This is a genomic window from Sphingopyxis sp., assembly GCF_050725615.1.
Taxonomy (GTDB): domain Bacteria; phylum Pseudomonadota; class Alphaproteobacteria; order Sphingomonadales; family Sphingomonadaceae; genus Sphingopyxis.
This window is the reverse complement of record NZ_JBOHHU010000029.1, coordinates 1-23,320: the sequence shown is the minus strand read 5'-3', so window position 1 is coordinate 23,320 and position 23,320 is coordinate 1. Positions and strand designations below refer to the sequence as shown.

At 65.1% G+C, this 23,320-nt stretch carries 23 protein-coding genes; 10 read left to right on the top strand and 13 right to left on the bottom strand.

Translation table 11 applies throughout. The features are described 5' to 3' along the window. Positions 1-20: 20 nt before the first annotated feature. Positions 21-602, bottom strand: a complete 582-nt coding sequence (locus tag ACREB7_RS08830) for a hypothetical protein (RefSeq protein ID WP_431591920.1) — start codon at positions 600-602, stop codon at positions 21-23. Between the two features lie 14 nt (positions 603-616). Between ACREB7_RS08830 and ACREB7_RS08825 the strand changes: the two genes are divergently transcribed. Next, positions 617-946, top strand: a complete 330-nt coding sequence (locus ACREB7_RS08825; RefSeq protein WP_431591919.1) for an HD domain-containing protein — start codon at positions 617-619, stop codon at positions 944-946. Positions 947-1,111: 165 nt separating this feature from the next. Here ACREB7_RS08825 and ACREB7_RS08820 read toward each other — a convergent pair whose 3' ends face one another. The 4 genes from ACREB7_RS08820 to ACREB7_RS08805 form a co-directional block, all read right to left on the bottom strand. After that, the gene (locus tag ACREB7_RS08820; RefSeq protein WP_431591896.1) at positions 1,112-2,656 is read right to left on the bottom strand and encodes an AMP-binding protein; all 1,545 of its coding nucleotides are present in this window, start codon (positions 2,654-2,656) and stop codon (positions 1,112-1,114) included. A 13-nt stretch (positions 2,657-2,669) separates the two neighbouring features. Beyond that, positions 2,670-3,791 carry a DUF5938 domain-containing protein gene (locus tag ACREB7_RS08815; RefSeq protein ID WP_431591895.1) on the bottom strand — a complete coding sequence of 374 codons (1,122 nt, stop codon included), beginning with the start codon at positions 3,789-3,791 and terminating at the stop codon, positions 2,670-2,672. 31 nt (positions 3,792-3,822) lie between these two features. Beyond that, complete coding sequence (locus tag ACREB7_RS08810) at positions 3,823-4,593, bottom strand: SDR family NAD(P)-dependent oxidoreductase (protein ID WP_431591894.1); 771 nt, start codon at positions 4,591-4,593, stop codon at positions 3,823-3,825. Between the two features lie 78 nt (positions 4,594-4,671). Further along, entirely contained in the window at positions 4,672-5,157 is a 486-nt protein-coding gene (locus tag ACREB7_RS08805) for a TonB-dependent receptor domain-containing protein (RefSeq protein ID WP_431591893.1), read from the bottom strand. 113 nt (positions 5,158-5,270) lie between these two features. Between ACREB7_RS08805 and ACREB7_RS08800 the strand changes: the two genes are divergently transcribed. The 5 genes from ACREB7_RS08800 (at position 5,271) to ACREB7_RS08780 (ending at position 8,578) form a co-directional block, all read left to right on the top strand. Continuing rightward, positions 5,271-6,421, top strand: a protein-coding gene (locus tag ACREB7_RS08800) for an IS3 family transposase (protein WP_241554513.1) whose coding sequence is annotated in 2 segments (ribosomal slippage) — positions 5,271-5,523 and positions 5,523-6,421 — 1,152 coding nt in all. Because the reading frame shifts where the segments join, the coding sequence is not laid out codon by codon here. Between the two features lie 186 nt (positions 6,422-6,607). Further along, the gene (locus ACREB7_RS08795) at positions 6,608-6,916 is read left to right on the top strand and encodes a putative quinol monooxygenase (protein ID WP_431591892.1); all 309 of its coding nucleotides are present in this window, start codon (positions 6,608-6,610) and stop codon (positions 6,914-6,916) included. A gap of 25 nt (positions 6,917-6,941) precedes the next feature. Next, positions 6,942-7,271, top strand: coding sequence for a hypothetical protein (locus tag ACREB7_RS08790; RefSeq protein WP_431591891.1), 330 nt, complete (start codon positions 6,942-6,944; stop codon positions 7,269-7,271). Positions 7,272-7,285: 14 nt separating this feature from the next. Continuing rightward, entirely contained in the window at positions 7,286-7,684 is a 399-nt protein-coding gene (locus tag ACREB7_RS08785; RefSeq protein ID WP_431591890.1) for a putative quinol monooxygenase, read from the top strand. 339 nt (positions 7,685-8,023) lie between these two features. After that, a complete protein-coding gene (locus tag ACREB7_RS08780; protein WP_431591889.1) occupies positions 8,024-8,578 on the top strand; it encodes a hypothetical protein in 555 nt (184 codons plus the stop codon). 141 nt (positions 8,579-8,719) lie between these two features. Here ACREB7_RS08780 and ACREB7_RS08775 read toward each other — a convergent pair whose 3' ends face one another. Both ACREB7_RS08775 and uvrA read right to left on the bottom strand, forming a co-directional pair. Next, on the bottom strand, positions 8,720-8,929 hold the full coding sequence (locus ACREB7_RS08775) for a cold-shock protein (RefSeq protein ID WP_431591888.1): 210 nt from the start codon (positions 8,927-8,929) through the stop codon (positions 8,720-8,722). Between the two features lie 221 nt (positions 8,930-9,150). Next, on the bottom strand, positions 9,151-12,042 hold the full coding sequence (gene uvrA / locus ACREB7_RS08770; protein WP_431591887.1) for an excinuclease ABC subunit UvrA: 2,892 nt from the start codon (positions 12,040-12,042) through the stop codon (positions 9,151-9,153). A gap of 239 nt (positions 12,043-12,281) precedes the next feature. Between uvrA and ACREB7_RS08765 the strand changes: the two genes are divergently transcribed. Both ACREB7_RS08765 and ACREB7_RS08760 read left to right on the top strand, forming a co-directional pair. After that, positions 12,282-14,360: a M13 family metallopeptidase gene (locus tag ACREB7_RS08765; protein ID WP_431591886.1), complete on the top strand. Its 2,079-nt coding sequence runs from the start codon at positions 12,282-12,284 to the stop codon at positions 14,358-14,360. Positions 14,361-14,537: 177 nt separating this feature from the next. Then, positions 14,538-14,984, top strand: a complete 447-nt coding sequence (locus ACREB7_RS08760; protein WP_431591885.1) for a hypothetical protein — start codon at positions 14,538-14,540, stop codon at positions 14,982-14,984. On the opposite strand, the gene ACREB7_RS08755 is transcribed toward ACREB7_RS08760, so the two are convergent. After that, positions 14,981-16,507 carry a BCCT family transporter gene (locus ACREB7_RS08755; protein WP_431591884.1) on the bottom strand — a complete coding sequence of 509 codons (1,527 nt, stop codon included), beginning with the start codon at positions 16,505-16,507 and terminating at the stop codon, positions 14,981-14,983. The genes ACREB7_RS08760 and ACREB7_RS08755 overlap by 4 nt on opposite strands. Positions 16,508-16,637: 130 nt before the next feature. Between ACREB7_RS08755 and ACREB7_RS08750 the strand changes: the two genes are divergently transcribed. After that, positions 16,638-17,009: a hypothetical protein gene (locus tag ACREB7_RS08750; RefSeq protein WP_431591883.1), complete on the top strand. Its 372-nt coding sequence runs from the start codon at positions 16,638-16,640 to the stop codon at positions 17,007-17,009. 38 nt (positions 17,010-17,047) lie between these two features. On the opposite strand, the gene ACREB7_RS08745 is transcribed toward ACREB7_RS08750, so the two are convergent. Then, positions 17,048-17,530, bottom strand: a complete 483-nt coding sequence (locus ACREB7_RS08745; RefSeq protein WP_431591882.1) for a hypothetical protein — start codon at positions 17,528-17,530, stop codon at positions 17,048-17,050. Positions 17,531-17,798: 268 nt separating this feature from the next. On the opposite strand from ACREB7_RS08745, the gene ACREB7_RS08740 reads away from it, so the two are divergent. After that, positions 17,799-18,134, top strand: coding sequence for a UrcA family protein (locus ACREB7_RS08740; protein WP_431591881.1), 336 nt, complete (start codon positions 17,799-17,801; stop codon positions 18,132-18,134). A 63-nt stretch (positions 18,135-18,197) separates the two neighbouring features. Here ACREB7_RS08740 and ACREB7_RS08735 read toward each other — a convergent pair whose 3' ends face one another. The 4 genes from ACREB7_RS08735 to ACREB7_RS08720 all read right to left on the bottom strand — a co-directional run. Further along, complete coding sequence (locus ACREB7_RS08735) at positions 18,198-18,929, bottom strand: LytR/AlgR family response regulator transcription factor (protein ID WP_431591880.1); 732 nt, start codon at positions 18,927-18,929, stop codon at positions 18,198-18,200. 4 nt (positions 18,930-18,933) lie between these two features. Then, a complete protein-coding gene (locus ACREB7_RS08730; RefSeq protein ID WP_431591879.1) occupies positions 18,934-20,106 on the bottom strand; it encodes a sensor histidine kinase in 1,173 nt (390 codons plus the stop codon). 94 nt (positions 20,107-20,200) lie between these two features. After that, entirely contained in the window at positions 20,201-21,565 is a 1,365-nt protein-coding gene (locus ACREB7_RS08725; RefSeq protein WP_431591918.1) for an MATE family efflux transporter, read from the bottom strand. A 101-nt stretch (positions 21,566-21,666) separates the two neighbouring features. Continuing rightward, positions 21,667-23,320, bottom strand: a 1,654-nt coding sequence (locus ACREB7_RS08720) for a class I tRNA ligase family protein (RefSeq protein WP_431591878.1), incomplete at its 5' end; no start/stop codon positions are given.

Below are 23,320 nucleotides of genomic sequence, written 5' to 3'. Positions count from 1 at the left end.
CGCCAGTCCGTTTGCGGCCACTAGCCGAGGCGGCTTTCGATTGATGCGAGCCTTGTCTTGGCAGCCTCGTTGGCGTGGTTTGCAGACGCTTCCTCGCGGATGAGCTTCTCGATCCGGCGACGGACCCGCACCGTAGCGACATCGCTGCTCAGGATCACAGGCCGGAGCGACCAGAGGTCGGCGCCGTCCATCTGCTCGTCGACGGCTTCGATCATGGGATTGTCTTCATTGGTAAAGGCCGCCGTTTGCGCCTCACGGATCTGCCCTGCGAGCTCGCGCTGGTCCGGTCCGAACACGCCGCACGTGCCATAGAAATAGTGGGTCGTCCGGGCCGTCTCAGGCGTCAGGATGTGGACGGCGACATCCTCGCCCTTTTGCGCCGGGGGTTCGCCCGGCGGAACGACCCCATAGTCGAGGCGCATATTGCTCGGCGCCATCCAGATCATGTTGGTCCATTGATCGCAGGGTTGGCCGAACAGCGGGCTGTAGATCGGCGCGGTGGTGCCCGGCATCCACAGCTCGGCGTGGATCGCGCCATTTTCCTCGCGCACCTTCACCTTGCGGCCACGCATGCTGTCGTTGCCGAGCGTGCCGTCGTGCAGATAGTTCTGCCACGATCATCGAGATCGAAGAGCAATTCGGTTCGGACGTCGCTCGTCTCGTTGCCGAGGTTACCGACGACAAGTCCCTGCCAAAGCAAGTTCGCAAGGATCTGCAAGTGGAGCATGCACGCCGGGCATCGCCAGGCGCGCAGACAATCAAGATGGCCGACAAGATTTCGAATCTCCGGTCATTGGCGACCAGCCCGCCGGAAGATTGGAACCGCGACCGCGTGATGGAATATGGCTTGTGGGCGGCAAAGGTTGTTGCGGGATGCCGCGAGGCGAATGCTGAGTTGGCCGAGCAATTTGATGCAGCATTCGCTTCGCTCATGGCGACGCAATGATGGCTGCGATCCGAAACAGGATCGCTGCATTTCGCGTTCGCCGATACCGATCAGGCTATCGCTGTCACGGCTTGGTAGTTCCCTGTTATGCAGGGAAGGGAAATCCGTCGGAGACTGGTTTGCTCCAGACTGCGTGGCGCACCATTTCCCAAGCCGGGTACCGCCTTACCCCGAATTTTGCGCCGCCAGCTGCTGCGCGCGGATGTCCTTCTTGAGCACCTTGCCGACCTTCGAGCGTGGCAGGTCGGGCCAGATTTCGAGCTCCTTTGGCGCTTTCACGCTGCCGATCGCGGCCTTGACCGACGCGATGATCTCCTGCGGGTCGGCGTCCTGCCCGGCGCGCAGTTGCACCACCGCGCAGACGCGCTCGCCCCATTTGTCGTCGGGCAGGCTGAAGACGGCGCCGTCCTGTACTGCGGGATGCGCGAGCAGTGCCGCCTCGACTTCGGCCGAATAGACGTTGAAGCCGCCAGTGATGATCATGTCCTTGGCGCGGTCGACGATGAACAGATAATTGTCGGGGTCGAGATAGCCGATGTCGCCGGTGCGGTGCCAGCCGTCGATGGTCGCCTCGGCAGTCGCTTCGGGGTTCTTGTAATAGCCGTCCATGACGAGGCTGCCGCGCACGACGATCTCGCCGCGTTCGCCCTGCGGCAGTTCGCGGCCCTCGGCATCGAGAATGGCGACGCGGACGAGCGGCCCGGGCTTGCCCGCAGAGGACAGGCGGTGGCGCGCGACCGATCCGTCGGGGTTCAGATGGTCCCTGGGCGCCATCATCGAGATCATCATCGGCGCCTCGGTCTGGCCGAAGAGCTGCGCCATCACCGGGCCGAGCTTGCCGATCGCCTCCTCGAGCCGCGCGGGCGAGATCGGCGCAGCGCCGTACCAGAAGCACTGCATCGCCGAGAGGTCGGTCGCAGGCAGCGCGGGGTGGTCCAGCAGCATGTAGATCAGCGTCGGCGGCAGGAAGGTGTGCGTCGCGCGGTGCTGCGAAGCGAGCGCGAGGAACTCGCCGATGTCGGGATAGGGCATGATCACGACCTCGCCGCCATGCGCCATGATCGGGAAGGTGAGCACGCCCGCCGCGTGGGTGAGCGGCGCCATCGCGAGATAGACGGGCCGGCCTTCGAAGGGATAGCCCATCAGGGTCAGCGCGGTCATCGCCTCAAGATTGCGGCCCGACAGCATCACCCCCTTGGGATGGCCAGTGGTGCCGCCGGTGCCGGGGAGCATCGCGAGGTCGCTGACGGGGGTCGCGGCGAAGGGACTCGCATCGACACCCGCCAGCCACGCGTCGAGCGACGGCGCGAACGGCTGTTCGGCGTCGAGGCAGACGAGCAATTGGAGCTTGGGCAATTGTCCGCGCAGTTCGGCGACCAGATCGGCGAACTTGCTGTGGAAGATCAGCGCGGTGCAGTCGAAATTGTCGAGCACATAGGCATTCTCCGCCCCTTCGTTGCGCGGGTTGATCGGGCACCACACCGCGGCGGCGCGCGAGATGGCGAAGACGCAGGCGAAGGCGGTGGGGTCGTTGCCCGACAGGATCGCGACATGCTGGCCCGGCAGGATGCCCGAGGCATTCAGCCCGCGCGCGACGCGGTGGGTCAGCGCCTGCACATCCGCATAGGACAGGCTCCGCCCGTCCGTCGTCAGACAGGGAGCATCGGCGCCGAGCGACGCCCCCTTGTCGAGCCAGTCGACCAGCCGCATCGCTCGCCCCTCCTCAGTCGTGCGCCGTGACGATCGGTTTCAGCACCAGCCCGAACTGACGCAGGGCGCCGAGGATCTCGCGGTGCCCGAAGGCCTGGCATGCCGAGGCGAAGCCGGTGCGGCGCGGGGCCTGCTGGAGCAGGTTCGCTGCGGCCCACGCCTGCATCAGCCCGGTCTGCTTGTAATTGCAATTGCCGTGGATCAGCACATGCACGCGCCCGAGCGGGCCCGAGGCATAGACCGAGTCGATGCTGGTGTTGAGCCGCGGATTCTCGCGCGGCGGCATGTCGCCCTGGACCGACTCGGCCATCTTGGCGAGCGCGGCTTCCTGTTCCTTGAACGGCAGCGGCTTGATATCGGTGTCGATCATCTTGGTCATGCCCACGACATTGTCCATGACCTCGCGCGCGAAGACGCCGCCATAGACCTTGACCGTCGAGACGCGCGGGTCGTTCTTGAACCACAGGGGGTGTGAGGTACCGCCCCACGGCAGGGTCAGCGCGGTGGCGTGCTGGCCGGGGACCTGGCATTCGGTCGTCGTCAGCGTCGGCCATTGGACATATTGGTTGTTCTCGAGATAATACCAGTCGGCCTTGAGGATCGTGAAGATCGTCTGGACCGAGGCATAGGTCGGGAAACCCTTCCACAGCACCAGCATGTCGAGCGTGTCGAGCCCGGGCATCGTCTCGAGCGCGATATTCGCCGCGATCTCGCCGGTCGTGTACATATGCGCGACGCAGGGCGAGAGCAGCAGGCCCTTCTTCGCGAAGGCGTCGCCCCATTTCTCCTGCGCCAGCATCATCCAGTCCTGCTCGCCGGTGGTGTCGAGATAATGGCAGCCCGCCGCGAGCGCGGCCTCGACCGTCTCGGGGCCATATTTGATGAAGGGGCCGACCATGTTGCACACGACGCTCGCGCCCTTGAACAGCTTGGTCAGCGCCGCGACATTATGTTCGACCTCGGCGACCTCGTAATCGGCGGTTTCGATGCCGGGGACCTTGTCCATCACCTCTTGCACACGCTTCTTGTCGCGCCCGGCGGCGATGAACGGAATGCCGAGCTCACGCAGATATTCGCAGACGAGGCGGCCGGTGTAGCCCGAGGCGCCATAGACGATGACCGGTTTCTTGCTCATGTCCCTCTTCCCTTTTCGTTGATTTTGTCGGTCAGATCGCGGTGTAGCCGCCGTCGACGATCAGCTCGTTGCCGCACATATAGGCCGCGTCGTCGCTGGCGAGAAACAGCAGCGGGCGGGCGATTTCGCGCGTCGTCGCCATGCGGCCCATCGGGATGGCGGAGACCGTCGCCGAGGCGAAATCGCCGGCGGCATCGCCAAGGCTGCCGACCGCATCGGCGACGAGTTTGGTTTCGCAATAGCCGGGGTGGAGCGAGTTGATCCGCACCGGCCAGCCCTTGCGCGCGCAATCGACCGCTGCAGCCTTGGTGAACATCGCCACCCCGGCTTTGCTGGCGTTATACGCGGGAAACAGCGGTTCGGCGACATTCGCGGCGATCGAAGCGACGTTGACGATCACGCCGCCCCTGTCCTTCATCGCCGCGATCCCGATGCGGGTGCCGAGGAAGACGCTCTCCAGATTGACCGCCATCAGCCGCTGCCATTCGGCGAGGCTCGTATCGACGACCGATTTCAGGAAGCCCATGCCGGCGTTGTTAACGAGGATGTCGAGCCCGCCGTCGCGCGCGGTGATATCGGCGATCAGCGCCGCCCAGGCGGCTTCGTCGGCGACGTCCTGTTGCCGCGCCTCGGCTTTCAGCCCTTCCGAACGGATCGCGGCGGCCGCCGCTTCGGCTTCGGCGAGGTCGATATCGGTGATCGTCACCGACGCGCCTTCGCGGGCGAACTCCTGCGCGGCGGCGAGGCCGATGCCGCGCGCGGCGCCGGTGATCAGCACGCTCTTTCCGGTAAAACGCATCATTGGGATGCTCCTTGGTTCAAACAGGGGTGGGACCGGCGGGCGGGAGGAGGATTGCCCGCCGGCCCCGGGGGCGACCCATCAGAATTTCGCCGTCAGCTCGACTCCATAGGTTCGCGGGGTCCCGCGATTGAGGTAGTCGAGCCCAAAGATGTCGATGTTCAGGCCATAGCTGTAGTAGAATTTGTTGGTCAGATTCTTGACCCACAGGCTGGCGGCATAATTGCCATGTTCGAAGGTCAGCCGGCTGTTGACCAGCCAATATCCGGGGTTGCCGCAGGTGATCGCGGGGCCGGCGGGGCGGACGTTGCCGGGCGCGCCGGCGCGGTCGCAGGGGTTCTGGCCATAGTCGCCGAACGGGTCGAAATAATATTTCCCGGTGTAGGCGGCGTCGCCGCGCAGCGTCAGCTTGTTGTCGTTCTGCTCGAAAATATCCCAGTCGAACCCGGCCGAGAAGGTGGTGCGCGGCGCATTGGGGAAGGGATTGCCGTTGACGTTGCGGGTCGGGCTCGACGGATCGGTCGGGTCGATCACATTGCCCTTATATTTGCTGCGCAAGAGGCTCATCGAGGCGTCGAAGCGCAGGAAGTCGGCGGCCTGGATCGTGAGCTCGGCTTGACGTGCTCCCCTGAAATGTGACTGGTTTTTGGTAGAGTCCGACGCAAAGGAGTCGGACGACAATGAAACGAAGCAGGTTCAGCGAAGAGCAGATCATCGCGGTTTTGAAGGAACAGGAGGCTGGCATGGCGACGGCGGAGGTGTGCCGCCGTCACGGGATCAGCTCCGCCACGTTCTACAAATGGAAGTCGAAGTTCGGCGGGCTGGAGGTATCCGATGCTCGGCGGCTGCGCACGCTCGAGCAGGAGAACAGTCGGCTCAAGAAGCTGCTGGCCGAGGCGATGCTCGACAATGTTGTGCTGAAGGATCTGGCATCAAAAAAATGGTAACGCCCGGCGCGAAGCGGGAAGCCGTCGCCCATGCCCGTGAACAGCACGGGCTGAGCGAGCGTCGGGCGTGTAGTCTGGTTGGCGTGAGCCGCAGGGTGATCCGTTACGAGCCGACGAGGCCGGATGACGGGGCACTGCGGCAACGGTTGCGCGAGCTGGCGGCGGAGCGTCGCCGGTTCGGCTATCGCCGCCTGGGCTACCTGCTGGCGCGGGAAGGCATGCGACCGAACCACAAGAAGCTGCTGCGCATCTATCGTGAGGAAGGCCTCCGGGTCCGTCGTCGTGGCGGTCGCAAACGGGCACTGGGCACGCGCAGACCAATGGTGCTGCCGGATGGGCCGAACCAGCGGTGGTCGCTCGACTTCGTCTCCGACAGCCTGATCTGCGGTCGGCGCTTCCGTATCCTGTGCGTGGTTGATGACTTCTCGCGGGAATGCCTGGCGCTGGTGGCCGATACGTCACTGTCAGGCGCACGGGTGGCTCGTGAACTGACCAGCCTGATCGGGATGCGCGGCAGGCCGCACACGGTTGTCAGCGACAATGGCACCGAACTGACCTCGTCAGCCATCCTGCGCTGGTCGCAGGAACGACGGGTCGAGTGGCACTACATCGCGCCGGGCAAGCCGATGCAGAACGGCTTCGTGGAGAGCTTTAATGGCCGCCTCCGGGACGAATGCCTCAACGAGACGCTGTTCACCTCTCTGGCTCATGCCCGGTTCGTGCTCGCTGCATGGCGGCACGATTACAACACGGTCAGGCCACACTCGAAACTGGGCGGGAAGACCCCCGCCGAGATCGCCGGCGAACGTGTCTGGGGGCATGCCCCCAGACACGTTGCCATCCCATCAAACATCAATCATGAAGGTGCGAGACTCTACCTCTGAATGGTAACAATCAGGGGAGCACGTCAACGGATGCTTCCGAAGTTGAATTTAGAACATTCACAGATGAACCGGACCTTCTTCGTTTTGGACGGCCTATAAGTAAGGATATTATTTGGGAGATATATCCGTCGTACCGGCAACGAAAGCGGACTTATAGGAAGCGTGCGCTATAATGAACGAAATTCCATGATCCTCATCACCGGCCACGTCATCCTCACTTCCGAGCATCGCGAGCGCATGATCGCGCTCGGCGCCCTGCATAGCGCGCGGTCGCGGGCCGAGCCGGGGTGTCTGGCGCATAATTGCCATATCGATATCGAAAACCCCGACCGCCTCGTCTTCGTCGAGGAATGGGAGAGCATCGACGCGGTCCGCGCCCATTTCGCGGTGCCCGAGTCCGCCGCCTTCGTTGCCGAAATGCGCGCGCTGTCGCCGCAGCCGCCGGTGATCCGCATCTACACCGCCGACGACATCACCGCGAAGCTGATGGGGTAGGGCGACGGGTTGGGAGGATATCCGCATGACGACCGTAACGCCATCCGCCGAGGGGGCGATTCCCTGGACCCTCCTGTTCGTGGATCACCGTGAAACCGATGACTTCAAGGGCATCAACGTCCATTTCGAACGCAGCGTCGCTGCGCGCCGGATCGGCGATCAGGTCGAATTCGGCCATGTCTGGGACGCCGATAGCTATATCCTGCCCTTTCCGCCGCCGAAAATGCTGTTTGCCATATCCTATGCCGCCGCGCTGGCGCTCGATCCTGCGGCGCTCCCCGATGGCGAGGTCGCCGATGCGCTGATCGCCCGGCGTGACGCGATCGGTCACCTGATTGCGGCGCTGCCCGCCTAGACCGGGACATAGCATTGCCCGATCGAGTCAGGGGTGGCGAGGGGGCACGGACACGGACAGGGCCGGGGTGTCTGGCGCATAACGACCCTATCGACATCGAAAACCCCGGCCGCCCGATGTTCGTCGAGGCGTGGGCGAGCATCGATGCGGTGCGCGCTCATTTCGCGGTACCCGCATCGCGCGCCTTCGTCGCCGAAATGCGCGCGCTGTCGCCGCCTCCGTCGGCGATCCGGATTTACAGCGCGGAGGATGTCACAGGGACGCCGATGGGGGCTTTGCGAGGGTTTCGCGCAAAGACGCAAAGACGCGGAAGAGGTGGTGTGCGGTGTCGGGCGGCGCGCGTGGCCGCTGGCGGACAAGGGCTCGCACAAAGCCACGAAGCCACAAAGATGGTTCAACACCGTTCGCCCTGAGCTTGTCGAAGGGCTGTTCTTTCTTTCTCCGATGTCAAAGAGAAGGACAGTGGGAGACCTTCGGTCGCCTTCGGCCCGACAAGGTCAGCACGAACGGCTATTTATAGACCCTTTGTGGCTTTGTGGCTTTGTGCGAGATTTCTTCTTCTTTGCGTCTTCGCGGCTTTGCGCGAAACCAATGGCGACACCGCAGAACCATGACCTGCGCCGATGAAAAAAGCGGGACCCCGGATCAAGTCCGGGGTGACGAAAAAGAGTAGAGCAGGGCTTCGCCTTGCCCGGCGCGTCATTGTTTGCCACAGCTTCTCCGGGCGGCACGCGCGCCGCATCGGGGGGCATATGAGCGGGTTCGAATTCGTCTTTTCGCTGTTCGGGCTGCTGCTCGGCCTCGCGCTCGCCGAGGGGCTGGGCGGGCTGGCGCGGGCGCTGAAGGCGAGCCACAAGGTGCGCATCGGCTGGCCGACCGCGCTGCTCGGGCTGTTCGTGTCGTGCGACGTCGTCACCTTCTGGATGTATGGCTGGGCGGTCCGTGACCTGATCCCGATCAACTGGCCGGTGCTGTTCGGCGGCTTCCTCGTCACCGCGCTCTATTATGTCGCGGCGTCGCTGGTCTTTCCCGACGATCCCGAATCGACGGACGACCTCAACGCCCATTTCGACAAGCATCGGCGCAAGGTGATGGGGGCGCTGCTGCTGTGCAATCTCGCGCTGATCGTCACCGTCGCGGCGCTCCACGAACTGCCCGCGCTCGACCTGCGCAACGCGGTCGTCACCTGGTCCTTCTTCCCCGTCGCGGCGCTGGCGATCGCGACGAAGGACCGGCGGGTGGTGGTGGGGTGCCTGATCTGGCTGATTACGCTCTACCCGCTCTCGGCGGTGTGGGGCGCATCATAAACCCCTCCCGCAAGCGGGAGGGGTAGTGAGACTTACGAACTTGTTCGTTAGTCGCAGCGGGGTGGGCCTTCTCGGTCCCGGACGCTCGCTTCGCTCGCGCCCACCCCTAACCCCTCCCGCCTGCGGGAGGGGAACTGGTTCTTAAAGCGCGACGAGGTTGACGGCGCTGGTCTTGCCCTTGCGCGGGTCGGTTTCTTCGTCGTAGCTGATCTTCTGATTGTCCTTCAGATCACCCAGGCCCGAGCGTTCGACCGCCGAGATGTGGACGAAGACGTCGCCGCCGCCGCTGTCGGGGGTGATGAAGCCGTAACCCTTGGTGCTGTTGAACCATTTGACGGTACCGGTAGCCATTTTAGATATCTCCACGAACTGCGTGGACGATATGCCGACGCGGTGCCGCAGCCTTTTGCCAGAAGATGAACGGAAAGCCAGCGAGAAATGGCGGTGGCGCGCTGTGTATCAAGCGGGGACGTTGTTCCCCTCCCACTTGTGGGAGGGGCGAGGGGAGGGCTTGTAACGGGAGCGCCGATCGACACGCCCTCCCCCAAACCCCTCCCGCAAGCGGGAGGGGCTTATTTCAGCATCGGCGCCAGATATTGCCCCGTATAGCTCCGCGGGTTCTTCGCGACCTGTTCGGGGGTGCCCTCGGCGACCACTTCGCCGCCCTTGACCCCGCCCTCGGGCCCCATGTCGACGATATGGTCGGCGGTCTTGATGACGTCGAGATTATGCTCGATCACGATCACGCTGTTGCCCTGCTCGACCAGTTGCTGGAGCACTTCGAGCAATTTGCGGACATCCTCGAAATGCAGCCCGGTGGTCGGCTCGTCGAGGATGTAGAGCGTCTGCCCGGTCGAGCGCCGCGATAGCTCCTTGGCGAGCTTGACGCGCTGCGCCTCGCCGCCCGACAGCGTCGTCGCCTGTTGCCCGACCTTGATATAGCCGAGCCCGACGCGGACGAGCATCGCCATCTTCTCGCGGATCGACGGCACCGCCTTGAAGAACTCCGCCGCATCCTCGACCGTCATGTCGAGCACGTCGGCGATGCTGTGGCCCTTGAACTTCACCTCGAGCGTTTCGCGGTTGTAGCGTTTGCCGTGGCACGTCTCGCACGTCACATAGACGTCGGGCAGGAAGTGCATTTCGATCTTGATGAGGCCGTCGCCGGTGCAGGTCTCGCAGCGCCCGCCCTTGACGTTGAAGCTGAAGCGCCCGGGCTTGTAGCCGCGCGCCTGGCTTTCGGGCAGGCCCGCGAACCAGTCGCGGATGATCGTGAAGGCGCCGGTGTAGGTCGCGGGGTTCGATCGCGGGGTGCGGCCGATCGGCGACTGGTCGATGTCGATCACCTTGTCGCAATGCTCCAGCCCCTTCAGGCTGTCGTGCGGCCCCGCGACCATCCGCGCACCGTTCAGCACGCGCGCCGCGCTGGCATAGAGCGTGTCGATGATCAGGCTCGACTTGCCGCTGCCCGACAGGCCGGTGACGCAGGTGAAGGTGCCGAGCGGGATCTTGACCGTGACGTTATCGAGGTTGTTCGCGCGTGCGCCTTTCAGCACCAGGTCGAAGCCATTGCCCTTGCGGCGGTGCTTCGGGATTTCGATGCGCTTGGTGCCGTTGAGATAGGCGGCGGTCAGGCTCTTGTCGCTCTGCAACACCTGTTCGAGCGTGCCCTCGGCGACGATTTCGCCGCCGTGGAGGCCCGCGCCGGGGCCCATGTCGACGACATAGTCGGCGTGGCGGATCGCATCCTCGTCATGCTCGACGACGATCACCGTGTTGCCGAGGTCGCGCAGGCGCTTGAGCGTCGCGAGCAGCCGGTCGTTGTCGCGCTGGTGGAGGCCGATGCTCGGTTCGTCGAGGACGTAGAGCACCCCCGAGAGGCCCGAGCCGATCTGCGAGGCGAGGCGGATGCGCTGGCTCTCGCCGCCGCTGAGCGTGCCGCTGGTGCGGTTGAGGTTGAGGTAATCGAGCCCGACATTGTTGAGGAAGCCGAGCCGCTCGTTGATCTCTTTCAGGATAGCCTTGGCGATCTGGCGCTGCGTGTCGTTGAGCTTCGCGTCGAGCGTGCCGAACCATTCGAGTGCATCCGCCACCGAGCGTTGCGCCGACAGGCTGATATTCTCGCCCGCGATCTTCACCGCGAGCGGTTCGGGGCGCAGCCGCGCGCCGTGGCACGTCTCACACGGCTGCGGCGTCTGATATTTCGACAACTCCTCGCGCATCCACGCGCTCTCGGTCTGGAGCATGCGGCGGTTGAGGTTGCCGATGACGCCCTCGAAGGCCTTGTGCGTCGTATAGCTGCGTTTGCCGTCCTTGAAGGTCAGCTCGACCGGCTTGCCGCCGGTGCCATAGAGGATGACGAGTTGCACCTCGCCGGGCAGGTCCTGCCAGGGCGTCGTCAGGTCGAAACCATAAGCTTTGCCGAGGCTTTCGAGCACCTGCATATAGTAAGGCGAGGGCGGGTTCGACTTCGCCCACGGCACCACCGCGCCCTTCTTCAGGCTCAGCGCATGGTTGGGCACGACGAGGTCGGGGTCGAACTCCTGCCGCTCGCCGAGGCCGTCGCACGCGGGGCAGGCGCCCTGCGGCGCGTTGAAGCTGAACAGCCGCGGTTCGATCTCGGCGATCGTGAAGCCCGAGACGGGGCAGGCGAATTTTTCGGAGAAGATCAGCCGGTTCGCGGGGATGCCCGCGCCCTTCATCGCCCCGCCGGTATCTTCCTCCTCGCGCCCCGGGACGGGGCCGTCGGCGAGGTCGACATAAGCGAGCCCTTCGGCGAGCTTGAGCGCGGTCTCGAAACTGTCGGCGAGCCGCGTGCCGAGGCCTTCGCGCACCGCGATGCGATCGACGACGACCTCGATGTCATGCTTGTATTTCTTGTCGAGCGCGGGCGCCTCGCCGATCTCGTGGAACTCGCCGTCGATGCGGACGCGGGTGAAGCCGTCCTTCTGCCACTGCGCGAGTTCCTTCTTATACTCGCCCTTGCGGCCGCGCACGACGGGGGCGAGCAGATAGGCGCGTGTGCCCTCGGGCAGTTCCATCACGCGGTCGACCATCTGGCTGACCGTCTGCGCGCTGATCGGCTCGCCGGTGGCGGGCGAATAGGGAATGCCGACGCGCGCCCACAGCAGGCGCATATAGTCGTAGATTTCGGTGACCGTCGCGACGGTCGAGCGCGGGTTGCGCGACGTCGTCTTCTGCTCGATGCTGATCGCCGGTGACAGCCCGTCGATATGCTCGACATCGGGCTTCTGCATCATTTCGAGGAACTGGCGCGCGTAGGCGGAGAGCGACTCCACATAGCGCCGTTGCCCCTCGGCATAGATGGTGTCGAACGCAAGGCTCGACTTGCCGCTGCCTGACAGGCCGGTGATGACGACGAGCGCGTCGCGCGGCAGGTCGACGTTCACGCCCTTCAGATTATGCTCGCGCGCGCCGCGCACGGAGATGTGGGTGAGACTCATGGGAGGGGTGTGTTCCAGATTTGTTCTTGCCGCGCAAGGGCGTTTGCGCGTGATCCTTCCCTAAATAGGGAAGCGGAAAGCGCACCGCAACGCCGCGTCGCGCGCCAACTTTCCACCAACTCCCCAATGGCTTCGACCAATGCCCCGGCCCATGCTTGACCCGTTTCGATGCCGGGCGGACAAACATGGCATGTTCGCCTCCCGCCGGGGTTGGGTTGGCGCACGAAAGGAGCTGGGGAATGAAGACATATTTTGCAGGGGCCGCTGGCCTCGCGATTGCGGCGGCGCTGGCCGCCGTGCCGGTGTTGGCGAAAGACGCGGCGCCGACCGCGTCGATCATGGCGAAGGCGGACGATGATGCGCCCGCGACCGACGACGCGTCGCTGAAGGCACTGACCTTCGGCAGCTGGGGCGTCGACCTTGGCGCGCGCGACACGAGCGTGAAGCCGGGCGACGATTTCGATCGTTTCGCCAACGGCACCTGGTTCGCCAAGACGGTCATCCCGGCCGATCAGGGATCGGCGGGGGTCGATTATGACGTCTATAATCTCACCCAGCGCCAGCTGCGCCAACTGGTGACCGGGGCGCCCGCGACCAGCCAGGTTGGCGGACTGTACAAGAGTTTCACCGACGAAGCGAAGGTCGAGGCGCTGGGGGCCAAGCCGCTGATGGCCGATCTCACCGCAGTCGCCGCGATCAAGGACAAGAGCGAGCTGGCGCGCTTCATGGGCGCGTCGCAGGGGGCGTTCGGCATGACGATCGTCGGCGGCGGCCCCTATGCCGACACCGACGATCCGACGATGAATGTGCTGTGGCTGGGGCAGGGCGGGCTGGGCCTGCCCGAGCGCGAATATTATCTCGACGACCAGTTCCAGAAGGAACGCGCCGCCTATCGCGCCTATATCGTCCGCACGCTGGGGATGACGGGGGCGAAGAACCCCGAAGCCGCAGCCGACGCGATCATGGCGTTCGAGACCGAGATTGCGAAAGTCAGCTGGAAGATCGCCGATCGCCGCGACATAGGCAAGATCAACAACCCGATGTCGTCGACCGAACTCGCGGCCTATGCCCCGGGACTCGATTGGGACGCGTGGTTCGCGGGCGCGGGGATCGCGTCGCAGAAACGCATCATCGTCAACGAAACGACCGCGATCCGCGACATCGCCGCGCTTTACGCGAAAACCCCGCTCGACACGCTGAAGCTGTGGGAGCAATTCCATGTTGCCGATCAGGCGGCGCCCTATCTGTCGAAGGCGTTCGTCGACAGCCGCTTCGACTATACCAAGGTGCTGAGCGGCGTCAGCGAGCTTCGCCCGCGCTGGAAACGCGGCCTGACTTTGGTCGATGGCAGCCTCGGCGAACTGGTCGGCGAAACCTATTCGCGCGACTATTTCCCCGCGAGCGCCAAGGCGAAGATGGAGACTTTGGTCGGCAATCTGAAGCTGGCGATGGGCGACCGCATCCGCGCCAACAGCTGGATGGCGCCGGCGACGAAACAGGCGGCGCTGGCCAAGCTCGAACGGATGGACGTCATGGTCGGTTACCCCGACAAATGGCGCGACTATTCGGGGCTGAAGATCGACCCTGCGGACCTTTACGGCAATGTGAAGCGTAGCGGCCAGTTCGAATATGCCTATGGCCTGTCGGACCTGAACAAGCCGGTCGACCGCAAGAAATGGTCGATGAACCCGCAGGAGGTCAATGCCTATAACGGCGGGCTGGAAAACAAGATCGTGTTCCCGGCGGGCATCCTGCAGGCGCCCTATTTCAGCGAAAGCGTCGACGATGCGGTCAACTATGGCGCGATCGGCGCGGTGATCGGGCATGAAATCGTCCATGGTTTCGACGATCAGGGGCGCAAGATCGATGCCAATGGCGCGGTGCGCGACTGGTGGACGCCCGAGGACGCGGCGCGCTTCGACGCGGCGGCCAAGGCGTTCGGGGCGCAATATGCGACCTATGAGGCGGCGCCGGGCGCGTTCATCAATCCCGACCTGACGATGGGCGAGAATATCGCGGACCTCGCGGGGCTGGAGGTCGCGTACGACGCCTACCACCGCTCACTCGGCGGCAAGGAAGCGCCGGTGATCGACGGGCTGACCGGCGACCAGCGCTTCTTCCTCGCCTTTGCCCAGGCCTGGCGTGACAAGGCGCGCGAGGATTCGATCAAGCAGCAGGTGGCGAGCGACCCGCACAGCCCGGCGCGCTGGCGGATCATCGGGCCCGTCCGCAACGTCGATGCCTGGTACACCGCGTTCGGGGTTGGCGCGGGCGCCAAATATTATCTGAAGCCCGAAGACCGCACGAAGATCTGGTAAAGTCTCGCCCCCGGACCGCGTTCCGCCGGTCCGGGGACGCCGATTGTGCACCGTCGCGATTTCGGCGCGCGTCCTTTTGGCGCATCGATCCTATACGTCCGTCGCACCGATTTTAGACTGCCCCCACCTGGAGGTGGAGGGCCGGGCATGTGGATCGGCCATAGCGGGGGCATGGTTATGACCAACGGTCAGCAGGCGGAGATCATTGCCTATTGCGGCGTCTATATGAAATCGACGCTCGCGTATTTCGGGACGTTGACCGATCTGGCGAAATGGGCGTTCATCCTGGCGATCGGCCTGGCGGTCTTGTCGGCGCTGGTCGAAACCTATGCGCGATTCCGCGCGATCAAGGTGGCAGCGGGCGGCAATCCGCCCGCGAATTTCGGTGTCGCGCCGTCACCCGATTTCCTGAAGGCGGTGATCGCCTTGATCGACAGCCTTGCCAAGGCGCCGGTCTGGTTCTTCCTCTTCGTCGCGGGCATGGCGCTGGTCTGGCTGTCGACGATCGACCTGCCGCGCGTCTGCATGCCGACGCCGCCACCGACAGCCTCCGCGCCCGGAGCTTCGACGCCCGCACCGCCGACGCCCGCGCCGCCAACGCCCGCGCCGCCGCCCAAGGTCTAGCCCGGCCTACGCGGCCTTGCCGCGCCGATCGCCATCACCGCGAGCGACAGGGCCGCGCCGACAATGACGAACAGCGCCGGGAACCCGCCGAGCACCGACATCATGCGGATGCCGTCGAGCCCGGCCGCAGCGACAAGAACCATCGCGACGAGGCCAACGGTGACGCCCCAGATGCTCTGCATCCACAGCGCAGCTTCGGGGCGTTCGGGGGTGATGCCGTGCGTCGACAGCGCGCTCATCGCCGACACATTGGCATCGGCGCCCGCCACATAGGAGAGGAAGATCGCGAAGAGCACGATCGCGGTCACCACCGACCCGCCGCCGAGCGCGTCGAACAGGCGGAACAACACAGGGTCGGGGCCCTGGCTCGACAATATCGCATAGAGGCTGGCGCCGCTCTGCTGGTCGAGAATGATCGTCGCACCCGCGATCGCAGTCATCCACACCGCCCCGAACAGCGCAGGCAGGATCAGGTTGAACAGGATGAAGGCGCGGACGCTGTAGCCGACCGCGAGGCGGCCGAGGAACAGCGCGGTCACCGGCGCCCAGGCGAACCAGTTGGCCCAGTTGAAGATCGTCCATTGCCGATGCCAGTCGCGATCGACGTCGAGGCCAAGATTGCGGGGCAGAAAGGTTCCGACATAATCGGCGCCGCCGCTCAGCGACAGACCGAGCATCCTGCCCGTCGGCCCCGCGATCAGGACGAACGCAATGATCGCGAAGAAGATCCAGGTGTTGAGAACCGATAGCCCGGCGATGCCCTTCTGCAAGCCCGTTGCTGCCGAGATGAGGAAACTGGCGACGATCGCGACCATGATGCCCCAGCGCAGCCCGCCGCCGCCCGCGAAACCGCCGAGCCCCTCGATCCCGCCCGCGAGCGCCAGGATGCCGGCGCCCATCGAGGCCGCCATGCCGGCGACCAGCGCATAGAGGCAGATGATGTCGATGCCCGATCCGACCGGGCCGTGCGCGCGCCGGCCGATCAGCGGAACGAACAGCGACGACAGGCTGAACGGCTCGCCGCGATTATAATAGACGAGGGCGAAGGCGAGCGCGGCGACGGTGTAGATGCCATAGGGCGTGAGTGTCCAATGGAGGAACATCGTCGACATGGCGAAGGCCGCAGCGGCGTCGCTGCCGGGTTCGAGCCCGAGCATCGGCGGCGGGGCGTTGAGATGGAACAAGGGTTCGGCTGCGCCCCAGAACAGGATGCCGGTGGCGATGGTGGTGCACAGCATGACCGCGAACCAGCGCCAGCGACCCAGCAGCGGTTTCGCATCGGGACCGCCAATGATGACCTTGCCGAGCGGCGACAGCGCGACCGCGCCGAGCAGCCCAAGAAAGCCGACCCCGGCGATGGCGAAGACGGGGCCGAGATAGAGCAGCACCCAATCGTTGATCGCGACCTCGGCCTCGAGGAAGGCCGCCCGCTGCCACAGGCTGAAGCCCACCGCGGCGGCCAGCACGACCAGCGGAATGAAGAAGACGGGGCGGTTGATGCGGCGCGGCGGTGCGGCGGACAATGGCGGGTTCCGCTTGAAAAGGGATGGGGGGTCAGCATGACGTGACCGCCGCCGCCGGTCAAACGCCATCGGAACGCCTTGCGCGGACGCGCGTTTGGACGAACATATATTCCTCGCAAGGAGAGCATCGATGACCAGGATGATTTTTGCCGCCGCCGGCGCCCTCGCGCTGCTCGCCGGGACGCAGGTCGCCGCCTTCGAGCCGCTGCCCGACGGCACGACGACCGAGGAACGCGCGAACACCGCGCGACTCAACGCCGAACAGCGCGCGCGCGGGGAGGCGGAACAGGCGGCCTATGAGCAGCAGCTTGCCGCCGCTGCGCAGCAGGAAGCGAATTCGCAGGCCGTATTTGCCGAGGAAACCGCCGCCTATGAAGCGGAAAAGGCGCGCATCGCGGCGCTGTCGGCCGAAGAGCGCATAGAATGGGAAGCCGCCGTGGCGGCGTGCAAGGCAGGCGATACGACGCGCTGCGCCAAGCCCGCAACGCCCCCGCAGCCCTGATCTGGAAAGCGTAAGCCGCCGGAAATTGCCGGCTTTTATTATTGGGCGTCTTCGGACCCGGCCGGTAAATCTTCTGCAGTCGGCGGTACGGTGGCCGGAACAGTGAGCTTTGCATCTTCGCTCGCGCCGGTTTCCGTTGCCGTCGGCTGCACCGCCGGGACGGGCACCGGCGATTGCATCGTTATCGGGCGCGCCGCATCGGGATCGTCGAAACGGCCGCCGTAGCGATAATCGTCGGCGGGCTCCGAACCATAGTCGATCGCTACTGCGCCGAGTTCGCGAAATTCGCCGTCCATTCGGTCTTCTCGCGCCGATTTCAGACGCATCGAGACGCCATAGCTGTCCGCGCAGCCATAGCAGGGTTCGATCGGCAGGCTTTCGACGCGCGTCGCATCGGGATTGCCGGTAAATTCGGCATAGCTGCTCGCCCCGTCGGCTCGCTCGCTCGCGTCGCCGATCGCCAGGTCGCCCAGCACTATTCCGCCGATCGCGCCGAAACCGACGACCCCGAGCCATCCCAAGACTTTTGTTCGTGTCCCCTTGTCTGTCATCGGACAAGCAACGCTGTGCTGTCCGATCGGGTTGCATCGCCGACCGCAGCCCGCTTTCGACCATTCGTCGATGGATGAACGCCCTTTGTCTGGCAATCGACGGCTTGTTCCATCCGGTCGAACCGCGACGGCCAAGCACCCGAAAATTGCCTATTCCTTCGAATGCGGGATGCGGAGGCCTCGGCCTTCCCCGGTCCGGGTCTTCGTGTCCTGCATCCCCCAAAGAGAGGACTCCCCCATGGCGAAACTCATCCCGATCCTGCTGGCCGCACCGCTTGCGATCACCGGTCTTTCCTTGCCTGCCGCGGCGCAGGAAAAACAGTCGGTCGTCGTCCGCTACGACGATCTCAACCTTTCAAGCACCTTGGGTCGCGAGCGGCTGACGACGCGCGTCCGCATGGCGGTGATGGAGGTCTGCGGCATGCGCGACGTTCGCGATCTGAAAGCGAAGGCCAAAGCCAACACTTGCAAGAAGGTCGCCATGCGCGATGCCGAGGTGAAGCTGGCGGGCCTGTTCAACGGCAATGGGACGGCGCTCGCCGACCGCGGCCCGGTGATCGTCGCCGCGCCCTGACGATGTCCCAGGGCCATCGGCCGGAACGAAGGCGGTCATGCTGCGGCATGGCCGCCTTTTTTTTTAGCCCTGCATGATCGCCTTGACGTCGTGCAGATAGGTGCGGCCGATGCGGTGGACGCCGCCTTCGCCCAGGTCGACGCTCCACGCGCCGTCGCCATGATGCTTGAGCCCGGCGATGCCGTCGCGGCGCACCATCTTCGACCGATGGATGCGCATGAACTGGTCGGGGTCCATGCGTGCTTCCAGCGATTTGATCGTCTGGTGGATCAGCCAGCTGCGGGCACCGACGTGGAGCCGCATATAGTCGCGTTCGGCCTCGATCAGGTCGACCTGGCCGGCGTCGATGCGCAGCATCTCGCCGCGGTTCTGGACCCAGAATTCGCCGATCCACTTGCTCTTGGGCGAGCGCCCACGATCGGCGGCGCGCCATTCGCGCACCCGCGACAGCGCGCGGCCCAGTCGGTCGGGCGACACCGGCTTGAGCAGGTAATCGACCGCCGCGACATCGAAGGCGGCGACGGCATATTGGTCGAAGGCGGTCACGAAGATCACCGCCGGGGGATTGTCGAGCCCGTCGATCGCGGCCGCGACGTCGAGCCCGTTGAGCCCCGGCATCGCAATATCGCACAGCACGAGGTCGGGCGCGAGCGCATCGACAAGGCGCAGCGCCGATGCGCCGTCGGTCGCGGTGCCGACGAGCGACACACCCTCTTGCTGGCCAGCGAGGATCTGGAGCCGCTCGATGGCAAGCGGTTCGTCGTCGACGATCAGGGTGCGGAGCGTCTGGATCATCGGATCAGCACCCCTGCTGTGCGAGCGGAAGCCAGAGCGAGACGGCAAAGCCGCCGCTGTCCGAGGCGCCCCATTCGCACCCGGCAGTCGGGCCATAGCGGGTCATCAGCCGCTCGCGGACGTTGCCGAGACCAAGGCCGGTTCCCGCTTCGGGAACGGGCGCGTTGGCGTCGATGTCATTTTCGATCCGCAGCACCAGCAGGCCATATTCAGCGCTGGCGGTCAGCCGGACCGCGATCGTGCCCTTGCTCGGCGCGACGCCATATTTGATCGCATTTTCGATGATCGGCTGCAGGATCAGCACCGGCACGCACGCATGCTCAAGCTCTTTGGGCATCGTGACTTCGACCTGCAGCCGGTTGGGAAAGCGCGTCTGTTCGATGTCGAGATAGAGCCGCTGGAGCGCAATTTCCTCATCGAGACTGACGAGCTGTTCGGGGTCGATCGCGAGGCTCGATCGCAGGAAGGCCGACAGGTTGATGATCATCGTTTCGGCCTCGGTCTTTGATCCGCGCATCACCAGCGTCGACAGCGAATTGAGCGTGTTGAACAGGAAGTGCGGGTTGACCTGATAATGCAGCGCGCGAAGCTGCGCGGTCTGCGCTTCGAGCCGATAGTTGTTCGCACGGCGCTCGACCGCGCGCATCTCGTTGGCATAACCGAAGGCGACATAGAGCGCGGCCCAGACGGCGAAGAAGAAATACCAGCGGATCGAGCTGTCGAGAACGAGCACCGTTTCCCAGGCGACCGGATATTTTTCCTGCACCTCGGCGATGATCGTTTTCGTGTCGGGCCCAGGAAACCAATAGTAAAAGACGAGCAGATTGATCGTGGCATAGAGAACGACCAGCGGAATCGCCGTGCCCAGCGCCGCGGCGAGCCGTGCTCCGAAGCTCTGCGGCTGGACGCGCTGGAGCAGCTGATAGAGCACGAAGGTGCAAAGGATTCCGGCGACAACGACGATCGCCCGGCGGCCGACGAATTCCCATTGGTCGGGCGCCCCGGTGAGCATCGCGAGGCCGGTGGTGATGAGGAAATAGAGCATCCACATCGCGATGATCGAACCGATGGCGACGCGCGGATTGACGCGGGCGTCGGACGCGCGCCAGTCAGGTGCGGCGGCGAGGAATCTGGCGCGGCGATCGCTCTGGGCCAGTTTGCGGTCGGACATGTTCATTGGCGCCCTCCTATCGCAGCCCACCCAATAGCGCGAGTCGTCACCTGACCGCCAGTCGAAGGCGGGGGGAGGTTGGTCGAAAGCGCGGCCCGGCTCAACCGGCCGCCGCTGGCGCTGTCATCGCGCCGCGCCAGCCGCCGCGCCGGTACACCGCCCATGCCATCGCCAGCGAGGCAATCGAGGACAGCGGGAAGCTCCACCACAATATCTCGCTGCCGATCAGCGGGTAGCCGAAATAATAGATGCCGAGGCGGATCGGGAACATCGACAGGAACAGGATGATCAGCGGCGGCACCACCGATCCGTTGGCGCGCAGCGTGCTGATGAGGACGATCGTCGTGCCGAAGGGCAGGAAGGTCCAGGTCGCGATATATTGGATATTGCGCGCGACTTCGATCGCGTCGCTGCCGCCGCCCAGAAAGAGCGCGAGCGCGGCGCGGTCGAAGAGCAGTAGCAGGACAATCAGCACCCCGGTCATCGCGAGATTGATCGCGATCCCGCTGTTGGTCACCGACGACACGCGATCCCAGCGCCCGGCGCCGATATTCTGCGCCGCCATCGAGCTGACCGCGGCGCCGACCGCGAGCGCGGGCATCTGGATATAGTTCCACAGCTGCAGCGTCGCGCCATAGGCGGCGGCGGTGACAAGACCCTCGCGGTTGACGAGGCCGACCATGACCAGCCCCGCGCCCGAGATGACGAGCATCTGCGCGCCCATCGGCAGGCCCCGGCCGATGATGAAACGCAGTTCGCTCCATTTGGGGAGCAGGTAGGACAGCTCGTGTCCGCGCAGGCGCAGGACATGGTTCTTCGCATAGAACCACCCGATCATGCCGATCAGCGCGATCGTGCCGGCAACGGCGGTTGCCAACGCGCTGCCCGCGATGCCGAGGCGCGGGAAGGGGCCGAGGCCGAGGATGAGGATCGGGTTGAAGGCGATGTCGAGCACCACGGCGAGGATCATGAAGCGCAGCGGCGTCACCGCGTCGCCGGCGCCGCGCGAGGCCATCATCAGCGTCACCGACAGCATCGAGGCGGGCACGGCGAGGAAGGTCACGCGCAGATAGTCGTGGGCGAGCGCAAAGGCCTCGGGCGGGGTTTTCAGCCAGTGCAGTATCTGATCGGACGCGAACCAGCCGACGATCGCGATGACCATCGAGAAGATCAGCGCGAGGCCGATGACGCCGCCGGTCGCCCGGCGCGCGGCGTCGACGTCGCCGCGGCCCATCGACTGGCCGATGAGCACCGTCGCCGCCATGCCGAAGCCGAAGAAGGCGCCGAACATCAAGAACATGATGATGTTGGCGTTGGCGGTCGCGGCGAGTGCGCTTTCGCCGAGGAACTGGCCGACCCAGATGGCGTTGACCGAACCCGACAGCGTTTGGAGAATATTCGACGCCAGCGTCGGCAGCGCGAAGAGAATCAGCGTCTTGGCGATCGGCCCCGTCGTCAGGTCGATCCGCCCGCCGCCGCGTGCGGTCTGGCGCGGCGGAACGGGATTGGCCGCCGGGTCGGCGGCGGCCGCAACCGGCGTCGGCGTGACGGGTGCCTCGCCGTCGCTCACCCCAAGCGGGCCAGCGCGGCGGTCAGGCGATCGGCCTCGGCGTCCTTCGCGGCATGGTCGGCGCGCGCCTTTTCGACCGCTTCGGGCTTGGCACGCTCGACGAAGGACGGATTGTTCAGGCGGCCAGCGAGGCCGTCGCGTTCCTTCGCTGCGGCGGCGAGCGCCTTGGTCAGGCGGTCGCGTTCGGCGGCGATGTCGATCACGCCTTCGAGCGGGACGGTGATTGTCTCGCCTTCGACGACGAGTTGTGCCGAGGCGCCTGCGGGCGCGGGGTCGAAGCTGACGGCTTCGAGCCGCGCGAGGCGGTCGAGCTGCGCCGCGAGCTTGTCGGTGCGGGTCCTGAGCGACGGCGGGAAGTGCGCGGTGAGGCGGGCGCCCGGCGGGAGGCCGAGTTCGGCCTTAGCGGTGCGTAGTTCGCCGACGAGCTTGATCAGCCAGTCGATGTCGGCGCTCGCCTCGGCATCGCGTGCGACGTCGGGTGCAGGCCATTTGGCTGTGATCAGCGGATAGTCGGCGCGGTCGCCAAGCCCCGTCCAAAGCTCTTCGGTGATGAAGGGCATGAAGGGGTGGAGCATGACGAGGATCTGGTCGAGCACCCAGCCTGCGACGGCCTTGGTCTCCTCGTCGATCGCGCCCTTGATCAATTCGAGATACCAGTCGCAGAAGCGGTCCCAGGCGAAGCTGTAGATCGCGTTCGCGGCCTCGTCGAAGCGATAGGCGGCGAGCGCCCGGTCCATCGCCGCGACGGTGTCGGCGACCTCGCCGATGATCCAGCGGTTGACCGGCAGGGTCGCGGCGGGCGCCTCGAGACTGGTCGAGGCCGAAATGCCGTTGGCTTCGCAGAAGCGTGCGGCGTTCCACAGCTTGGTCGCGAAGTTGCGATAGCCCGCGAGGCGTGCGTCATCCATCTTGATGTCGCGGCCTTGGCTTTCCATCGCCGCCATGAAGAAGCGCAGCGCATCGGCGCCGTACTGGTCGATCAGGCCGAGCGGATCGACGACATTGCCCTTCGACTTCGACATCTTCTGCCCGTCGGGCGCGCGGACGAGGCCGTGGAGATAGAGTGTCTTCCATGGGACGTCGCCCATGAACTCCATCCCCTGCATCGCCATGCGGGCATCCCAGAAGAAAAGGATGTCGAAGCCGGAGATGAGGACGTCGTTGGGGTAGTGGCGTTTGACGAGGTCGGTGTCTTCGGGCCAGCCGAGCGTGGCGAAGGGCCAGAGTGCTGAGGAGAACCAGGTATCAAGGACGTCTTCGTCGCGGGTGAGCGCGACACCTGCGCCGGCTTCGGCCTGCGCTTCCTCTTCGGTCTCGGCGACGAAGATGCGACCATCGTCAGCGTACCAAGCCGGAATCCGGTGACCCCACCAGAGCTGGCGCGACACGCACCAAGGCTGGATATTCTCCATCCAGTTGAAGAAGGTCTTTTCCCACGTCTTGGGCACGATATTGATGCGCCCGTCGCGCACCGCGGCCATCGGCGGCTGCGCGAGGGTTTCGGCGTCGACATACCATTGGTCGGTCAGCCAGGGCTCGATCACCACGCCGCCGCGGTCGCCGAAGGGGGTCTGGATCGTGCGCGGCTCGGCGTCATGCTCGCCGCCGTCCTTGTCGACATGGGGGATCAGGAAGCCCTGTTCCTTCATC

Excerpts from the sequence above, each read along its gene's own strand:
- ACREB7_RS08820 (WP_431591896.1), bottom strand. The coding sequence starts at position 2,656 with ATGCGGCTGGTCGACTGGCTCGACAAGGGGGCGTCGCTCGGCGCCGAT.
- ACREB7_RS08815 (WP_431591895.1), bottom strand. The coding sequence starts at position 3,791 with ATGAGCAAGAAACCGGTCATCGTCTATGGCGCCTCGGGCTACACCGGC.
- ACREB7_RS08810 (WP_431591894.1), bottom strand. The coding sequence starts at position 4,593 with ATGATGCGTTTTACCGGAAAGAGCGTGCTGATCACCGGCGCCGCGCGC.
- ACREB7_RS08805 (WP_431591893.1), bottom strand. The coding sequence starts at position 5,157 with ATGAGCCTCTTGCGCAGCAAATATAAGGGCAATGTGATCGACCCGACC.
- ACREB7_RS08795 (WP_431591892.1), top strand. The coding sequence starts at position 6,608 with ATGATCCTCATCACCGGCCACGTCATCCTCACTTCCGAGCATCGCGAG.
- ACREB7_RS08790 (WP_431591891.1), top strand. The coding sequence starts at position 6,942 with ATGACGACCGTAACGCCATCCGCCGAGGGGGCGATTCCCTGGACCCTC.
- ACREB7_RS08780 (WP_431591889.1), top strand. The coding sequence starts at position 8,024 with ATGAGCGGGTTCGAATTCGTCTTTTCGCTGTTCGGGCTGCTGCTCGGC.
- ACREB7_RS08775 (WP_431591888.1), bottom strand. The coding sequence starts at position 8,929 with ATGGCTACCGGTACCGTCAAATGGTTCAACAGCACCAAGGGTTACGGC.
- uvrA (WP_431591887.1), bottom strand. The coding sequence starts at position 12,042 with ATGAGTCTCACCCACATCTCCGTGCGCGGCGCGCGCGAGCATAATCTG.
- ACREB7_RS08765 (WP_431591886.1), top strand. The coding sequence starts at position 12,282 with ATGAAGACATATTTTGCAGGGGCCGCTGGCCTCGCGATTGCGGCGGCG.
- ACREB7_RS08760 (WP_431591885.1), top strand. The coding sequence starts at position 14,538 with ATGACCAACGGTCAGCAGGCGGAGATCATTGCCTATTGCGGCGTCTAT.
- ACREB7_RS08750 (WP_431591883.1), top strand. The coding sequence starts at position 16,638 with ATGACCAGGATGATTTTTGCCGCCGCCGGCGCCCTCGCGCTGCTCGCC.
- ACREB7_RS08740 (WP_431591881.1), top strand. The coding sequence starts at position 17,799 with ATGGCGAAACTCATCCCGATCCTGCTGGCCGCACCGCTTGCGATCACC.
- ACREB7_RS08735 (WP_431591880.1), bottom strand. The coding sequence starts at position 18,929 with ATGATCCAGACGCTCCGCACCCTGATCGTCGACGACGAACCGCTTGCC.
- ACREB7_RS08730 (WP_431591879.1), bottom strand. The coding sequence starts at position 20,106 with ATGAACATGTCCGACCGCAAACTGGCCCAGAGCGATCGCCGCGCCAGA.